Origin of the sequence: Arthrobacter sp. 35/47 (assembly GCF_000520475.1) — a bacterium.
Classification (GTDB): Bacteria; Actinomycetota; Actinomycetes; order Actinomycetales; family Micrococcaceae; genus Arthrobacter_D; species Arthrobacter_D subterraneus.
Map to the genome: position 1 here is coordinate 4,064 of NZ_KI914614.1, position 6,184 is coordinate 10,247.

Annotated in this window: 3 protein-coding genes and 2 pseudogenes; 1 reads left to right on the top strand and 4 read right to left on the bottom strand. The window is 63.9% G+C overall.

Features of this window, described 5'->3' with window-relative positions; all coding sequences use genetic code 11:
- Positions 1 to 136 precede the first annotated feature (136 nt).
- The 4 genes and pseudogenes from istB to X803_RS19990 all read right to left on the bottom strand — a co-directional run.
- Positions 137 to 862: an IS21-like element helper ATPase IstB gene (istB, locus tag X803_RS0113295; RefSeq protein ID WP_051470756.1), complete on the bottom strand. Its 726-nt coding sequence runs from the start codon at positions 860 to 862 to the stop codon at positions 137 to 139.
- A 103-nt stretch (positions 863 to 965) separates the two neighbouring features.
- A pseudogene (locus tag X803_RS0113300) lies at positions 966 to 1,494 on the bottom strand (IS21 family transposase); the annotation flags it as partial.
- Positions 1,487 to 3,088, bottom strand: a complete 1,602-nt coding sequence (istA, locus tag X803_RS22995; protein WP_343299633.1) for an IS21 family transposase — start codon at positions 3,086 to 3,088, stop codon at positions 1,487 to 1,489. The pseudogene X803_RS0113300 and the gene istA, both read right to left, overlap by 8 nt.
- A 10-nt stretch (positions 3,089 to 3,098) precedes the next feature.
- Positions 3,099 to 3,680 (bottom strand): annotated as a pseudogene (locus tag X803_RS19990) (IS21 family transposase); the annotation flags it as partial.
- A 673-nt stretch (positions 3,681 to 4,353) separates the two neighbouring features.
- On the opposite strand from X803_RS19990, the gene X803_RS19995 reads away from it, so the two are divergent.
- Positions 4,354 to 6,184, top strand: a 1,831-nt coding sequence (locus X803_RS19995; protein ID WP_216699063.1) for an HAD-IC family P-type ATPase, incomplete at its 3' end; no start/stop codon positions are given.

The window sequence follows — 6,184 nt, forward strand, 5'->3', positions numbered from 1 at the left end:
GTGTCAATGGCCATTAGTTTCTGCCCATAGGCGGCCAGTAAATGTGCCCGCTGGTGGCCAGTAAAACTGCCCAACGATGGCCAATAGATCTGCCCACTGTGTGGTTCGGTGGGATTGGCCATCGTTGGGGTTGGTTTTAGTTCAGGGCGGTGACTCCTTTCCCGGCGAGGGCTTGGGTGAGGCGGATGGAGTCGCCGCTGGTTTGGCAGACGTGGGCGTGGTGCAGCAACCGATCCACGGTCGCGGTGGCGAGGGTTTTGGGCATGAGCTCATCGAACCCGGCGGGATGAAGGTTGGAACTGATCGCGATGGAGCGTTTCTCGTAGGCTGCGTCCACGACCCGGTAGAGGCCTTCGGCGGCGTCCGTGGCCACCGGCAACAGCCCGATGTCATCGATGATCACCAGCTCTGCGCGCAGGATCCGGGACACGGCCCGGGTGACACTGTCATCGGTGCGGTGCGCCCGGATCAGGACGCCGAGGTCCTCGAGCCTGAACCAGGCCACTCTCATTCCGGCCTCCACTGCTTGCTGGCCGAGGGCTTCGAGGAAGAACGTTTTCCCGGTCCCGGAGGGCCCGCAGACAACGAGGTTCTCCCTGCGGGTGACCCATTCCAGCGTCCGCAGCGCCTGCTGGGTCGGGGCGGGGATCGAGGACGCGTCGGGGTCCCAGGCGTCGAAGGTCTTCCCGGTAGGGAATCCTGCAGCTTTGCGCCGGTTGGCGAGCATCGACCGGGCCCGGCCAGCGGTTTCCTCGGTGAAGAGGGCTTTGATGACCTCGACCGGCTCCCAGCGCTGGGCTTTCGCGGTTGCGATCAGGTCCGGTGCCAGGGCTCGGGCGTGCGGCATCTTCAACTGACGCATCAACGCCTCAAGGTCCGCAGGCAGGGGTGCGGCATCTTCAACTGGCGCATCAACGCCTCGAGATCCGCCGGCAACGGCGGAGCGGTCGTCGTGTGAACCGGGCTCACTTGGCTGGCTCCTCAGTGGTTCCGAGCCGGGACCAGGCGGCGGTGCCCTGGGTCAGGGACCGGTCCTCGTTCGCGGCCGTGGGCGAACCGGCCATGCAGCGCTGCAGTCCCGAGGGCGCGGTCCACGGCTGCGGTGCCGGCGATCTTGGCCAGGGTGACGGCTTCGGCCATCTTCACGTTCATCCGCTGCGCGCCGGCGGCCGCGGCTTCGACCAGCCAGGTCCGGGCGCCTTCCCCGAGGGCCAGGAACTCCGCCTCGTCGGCGGTGCGGGCCTTGACCGTGTAATCACCCGGGATGCGGGTCCTGGTGCCGGGGAAATGCTCATCGATGACGGCGGGGCTGCCCGGGCGGGCACGGCGGTGCCGGGCCACCTCCACCGGACCGGCCGGCCCGTGATGGACGATGATGATCTGCTCACCGGGTCCGGTGCCGTGGGCGCGGACGAACACGCGGGCGCCGAGCAGGTGCGCCGGCACCGAGTACTGCCCGTTCTCGAAGGTCACCATGGGTGTGTTCTCAGGCACGGTCCCCGTGGGCGAACCGGCCATGCAGCGCTGCAGTCCCGAGGGCGCGGTCCACGGCTGCGGTGCCGGCGATCTTGGCCAGGGTGACGGCTTCGGCCATCTTCACGTTCATCCGCTGCGCGCCGGCGGCCGCGGCTTCGACCAGCCAGGTCCGGGCGCCTTCCCCGAGGGCCAGGAACTCGGCCTCGTCAGCGGTGCGGGCCTTGACCGTGTAATCGCCCGGGATGCGGGTCCTGGTGCCGGGGAAATGCTCATCACAGATGGCAGGACTACCCGGGCGGGCACGCCGGTGCCGGGCCACCTCCACCGGACCGGCCGGCCCGTGATGGACGATGATGATCTGCTCATCCGGCCCGGTTCCGTGGGTTCGGACGAACACGCGGGCGCCGAGCAGGTGCGCGGGCACCGAGTACTGCCCGTTCTCGAAGGTCACCATGGGTGTGTTCTCAGGCACGGTCCTGGAGAGCCCGAACGCGACCGTATGCGCGGTGCCCGGGACCCGGTGCAACCGTGGTCGTTCCTCGGCGAGCATGGCCGTGGGTTTACGCCGGGTTGTCCGGTGTTCGCGCTGGTTCACGGAGTCCATGAACGCCTCGCACGCCGCCTCCAACTCGGTGAAGGAAGCATAGGCTTCCCGGAGGTTGGTGTCGGTGGGAACGATGTCTGCCTTGGCGAGTTTCACTGCGGCTTCGACCCCGCCCTTGCTGGCCGGGTCCGCGGGTTGGCAGGTCAGCACCGTGACACCGTAGTGGCGGGCGAAGTCCAGGGTCTGTGTGTTCACGGAGTCCATGAACGCCTCGCACGCCGCCTCCAACTCGGTGAAGGTCCCGTAGGCGTCGCGGAGGTTGGTGTCTTTGGGGACGAGGTCTGCCTTGGCGAGTTTCACTGCGGCTTCGACTCCGCCCTTGCTGGCCGGGTCCGCGGGTTGGCAAGTCAGCACCGTGACCCCGTAGTGGCGGGCGAAGTCCAGGGTCTGCTGGTTCCGGACCGGGACCCCGGCAACATGGGCGGTGGTCACCGTTTTCTCGTTATCGGTCAGCACATACGTTGGTGCTCCGCCCAGGATGCGGAAGCACCGGTCCAGGGCGGCGAACACGCTCGGGGCGGTCCGGTCCTTGAGTGGGATCACGATCCGGAAGCGGGACCAGGCCAGCCAGGCGACGAACAAGACCGTCTTTACCCCGTTGATGCGCGGACCGTCGCCGAAGTCGTATTGCAGCCACATCCCGGGCTCGGTGATCCACGGCCGGTGGACCCGGACATGTCCGAGCCGCCACGCGGCTTTGACCTGGGCGATGGCCCGGCGGGTGGAGCGTTCGGACCCCTCATAGCCGAGGGCTATGAGTTTCTCGTGGGCTTTATCGGCGCGGATCCGGCCCTTGGAGCCCTCGACCCATTCCTCGATCTTGGGCAGGAACGGGTCGGTGACCCGGTCCCGGGCAGCGGGTTCGGCGATCGGACGGCCGGCGTCGCGTGCCGCGACATGCCTGGCAACAGTGTGGTGGGAGCAGCCCGTGAGCTCCGCGGTGGCGCGCAACGATCCGGTCAGATCGTAGGCAGCAAGGATTTCCATGATTTCTCCGTCATGCTTCATACTGGGCGGTGGTCACCGTTTTCTCGTTATCGGTCAGCACATACGTTGGTGCACCGCCCAGGATCCGGAAGCACCGGTCCAGGGCTGCGAACACGCTCGGGGCGGTCCGGTCCTTGAGAGGGATCACGATCCGGAACCTGGACCAGGCCAGCCAGGCGACGAACAAGACGGTCTTCACCCCGCCGATGCGCGGACCGTCGCCGAAGTCGTACTGCAACCACATACCCGGTTCGGTAATCCACGGCCGGTGCACCCGGACGTGTCCTAGCCGCCACGCGGCTTTGACTTGAGCGATCGCCCGGCGGGTCGACCGCTCGGACCCCTCATAGCCGAGGGCGACGAGCTTCTCGTGCGCTTTATCAGCCCGGATCCGGCCGTTGGATTTCTGGACCCATTCTTCGATCTTGGGCAGGAACGGGTCGGTGACCCGGTCCCGGGCAGCGGGTTCAGCGATTGGCCGGCCGGCGTCCCGGGCCGCGACATGCCTGGCAACAGTGTGGTGGGAGCAGCCCGTGAGCTCCGCAGTGGCGCGCAACGATCCTGTCAGATCGTAGGCAGCAAGAATTTCCATGATTTCTCCGTCATGCTTCATACAAGGGCCTCTTCCTGGGCGACTTTGGTGCGACTAGACACCGTCATCAAATCCCAGGGAGAGGCCCCCACCGCTTAAGACGCGGCAGGAACAGTTGAGGAAGTGGGCAGATCTCATGGCCCCCGGTGGGCAGTTTTACTGGCCGTCAGTGGGCACTTTCGTGGCCGCCTATGGGCAGTTTTTCATGGCCGCTAACATCGGCTGGAACTCCCGCGCTGGCAGTTGTCGTGATGACACTCATTTTCCTGAAGTTCCACAGGCAGTCTGCAGAAGGCCTTCCTCAGTTCCTACCAATGGTCAGGTTCGAGCCCGGTACGCTCGGGCATGAGCGTGTTTTTCTTCCAATCTTCGACTAGTGGCGCCGGTGGGCAGTTTTACTGGCCGTCAGTGGGCACTTTCGTGGCCGCCTATGGGCAGTTTTTCATGGCCGCTAACATCGGCTGGAACTCCCGCGCTGGCAGTTGTCGTGATGACACTCATTTTCCTGAAGTTCCACAGGCAGTCTGCAGAAGGCCTTCCTCAGTTCCTACCAATGGTCAGGTTCGAGCCCGGTACGCTCGGGCATGAGCGTGTTTTTCTTCCAATCTTCGACTAGTGGCGGGATATCGCCACTCAACTCGTCTACTATTGTTCTTAGTAGCGAGTTGTTCAGGATACCGCGCGCAGGCTGGCGTTGCAGGGCTTTTTGTGGGAGAGGAAACTGATGGATTCTGTTGATCTGGCTGTTATTGCCGGTGGTCTGCTGTTGATCGGCTTGTTGGCGTGGTATTTTTTTGCTCCCCGTAAGGCTGCGGTGGCGCTGGTGAAGGCGGGTGTTCAGGTAGTCGATATTTCGGTGCGTGGAGGATACTCGCCGGATCTCATCAGGGTCACGGCCGGGGTCCCGGTGCAGCTTCGCTTTGACCGTCAGGACAACAGCGACTGCACTAGCCGTGTCGTTTTCCCTGACCTTCGTAAGAGCGCATCGCTGGCTGCCTTCGGGACCACGACGGTGGACCTGAAGATTGATGAGCCAGGGGAATATCCTTGGGCCTGCGGCATGAACATGCTCCACGGAAGGCTTTTGGTTGAAAGCCCTTCCGGAGACGGGAACATACCCGATGCGGGTACTGCCGAAAGGTCCGAGAGCCCAGAGACGGCACGGGCGGTTGGTATCGGTCCCACGGTTGATGCGGGAGATCGATACCAGCGCGCCGAGTTCATGCTTCCAGGGGCGCTGCGTAGCCTACCGATCGATACGGCTCGAAGTGAGTCCGAACTCAGGTCCATTCCGGGGGTGGGTTCCGCGGAGGTGAACTTCGGGGCGGAGCGTGCGGTCCTGACATATGACGCGGATCAAGTGGGTCTGGATGTGCTCGAGCGGGCGGTCGCAGGATCGACAGGATTCCCCGCCAAAGTCCGGCCGGAGCCGGGGTCAGTATCCACCGAGGACACAGAAGCCGATGCGCGCCAGGCTGAACTGCGTGATCTGCGCTGGCGGGTGGTGTTGGGGGCGATACTTACCTTGCCCGTCCTTTATGCCGTGATGGTTGAACATTTCGTCGGTGAGCAATATGTGCCCGATCTTCTGTTGAACCCTGTGACGCAGCTGGTGCTGACGCTGCCGGTGATGTTTGTCGTAGGGTGGCCGATTCACCGGATCGGTTGGAGGGCTTTGGGAAACAGGTCAGCTGAAATGAACAGCTTGATCACTCTCGGTACAACCGCCGCCTTCGGTTACAGCCTGGTGGTGACTTTCGCGCCGCAGGTCCTTCCCGAAGGCGTGCGGGATGTTTACTACGAGGTTGTCAGTTTCATCATTACCGTCATCCTGCTGGGCAGGCTCGTAGAGGCTCGCGCCAGGGCTGGCACCGGAGACGCCATCCGGGCACTGGTTGCGCTCACCCCGGCGACCGCACGCGTGCTGCGTGATGGACAGGAGATCGAAACAGCCGTTGAAGATGTGCGCACCGGCGATGAAATCCGGGTCCGGCCGGGAGAGAAAATTCCGGTTGACGGAGAAATCACTGATGGCCGGTCCACCGTGGACGAATCAATGGTGACCGGTGAGAGTATCCCCATCGCCAAGAGCACGGGTGACCCAGTCATCGGCGCGACCGTGAACACCACCGGGGTGTTCACCATGCGCGCCACACGCGTCGGATCCGACACCGCTCTCGCCCAAATCATCAGATTGGTCCAGGAAGCGCAAAGCTCCAAAGCGCCGATTCAGCGCCTGGCGGATACCGTTTCGGGCTATTTTGTTCCGGCGGTCATCTTCATCGCCATCACCACGTTCGTGCTCTGGTTCACCCTCGCAGGATCGCTCCCCTTGGCTGTCGTCGCCGCGGTCAGTGTGCTCATCATCGCCTGCCCATGCGCTCTCGGGTTGGCCACACCACTATCGATCATGGTGGCCACAGGAAAGGGTGCATCCCTGGGTGTTCTGATCAAGAGCGCTGCCGCACTGGAAACCGTCCATAAGCTCGACACCGTTGTTCTCGATAAGACCGGCACGCTCACCG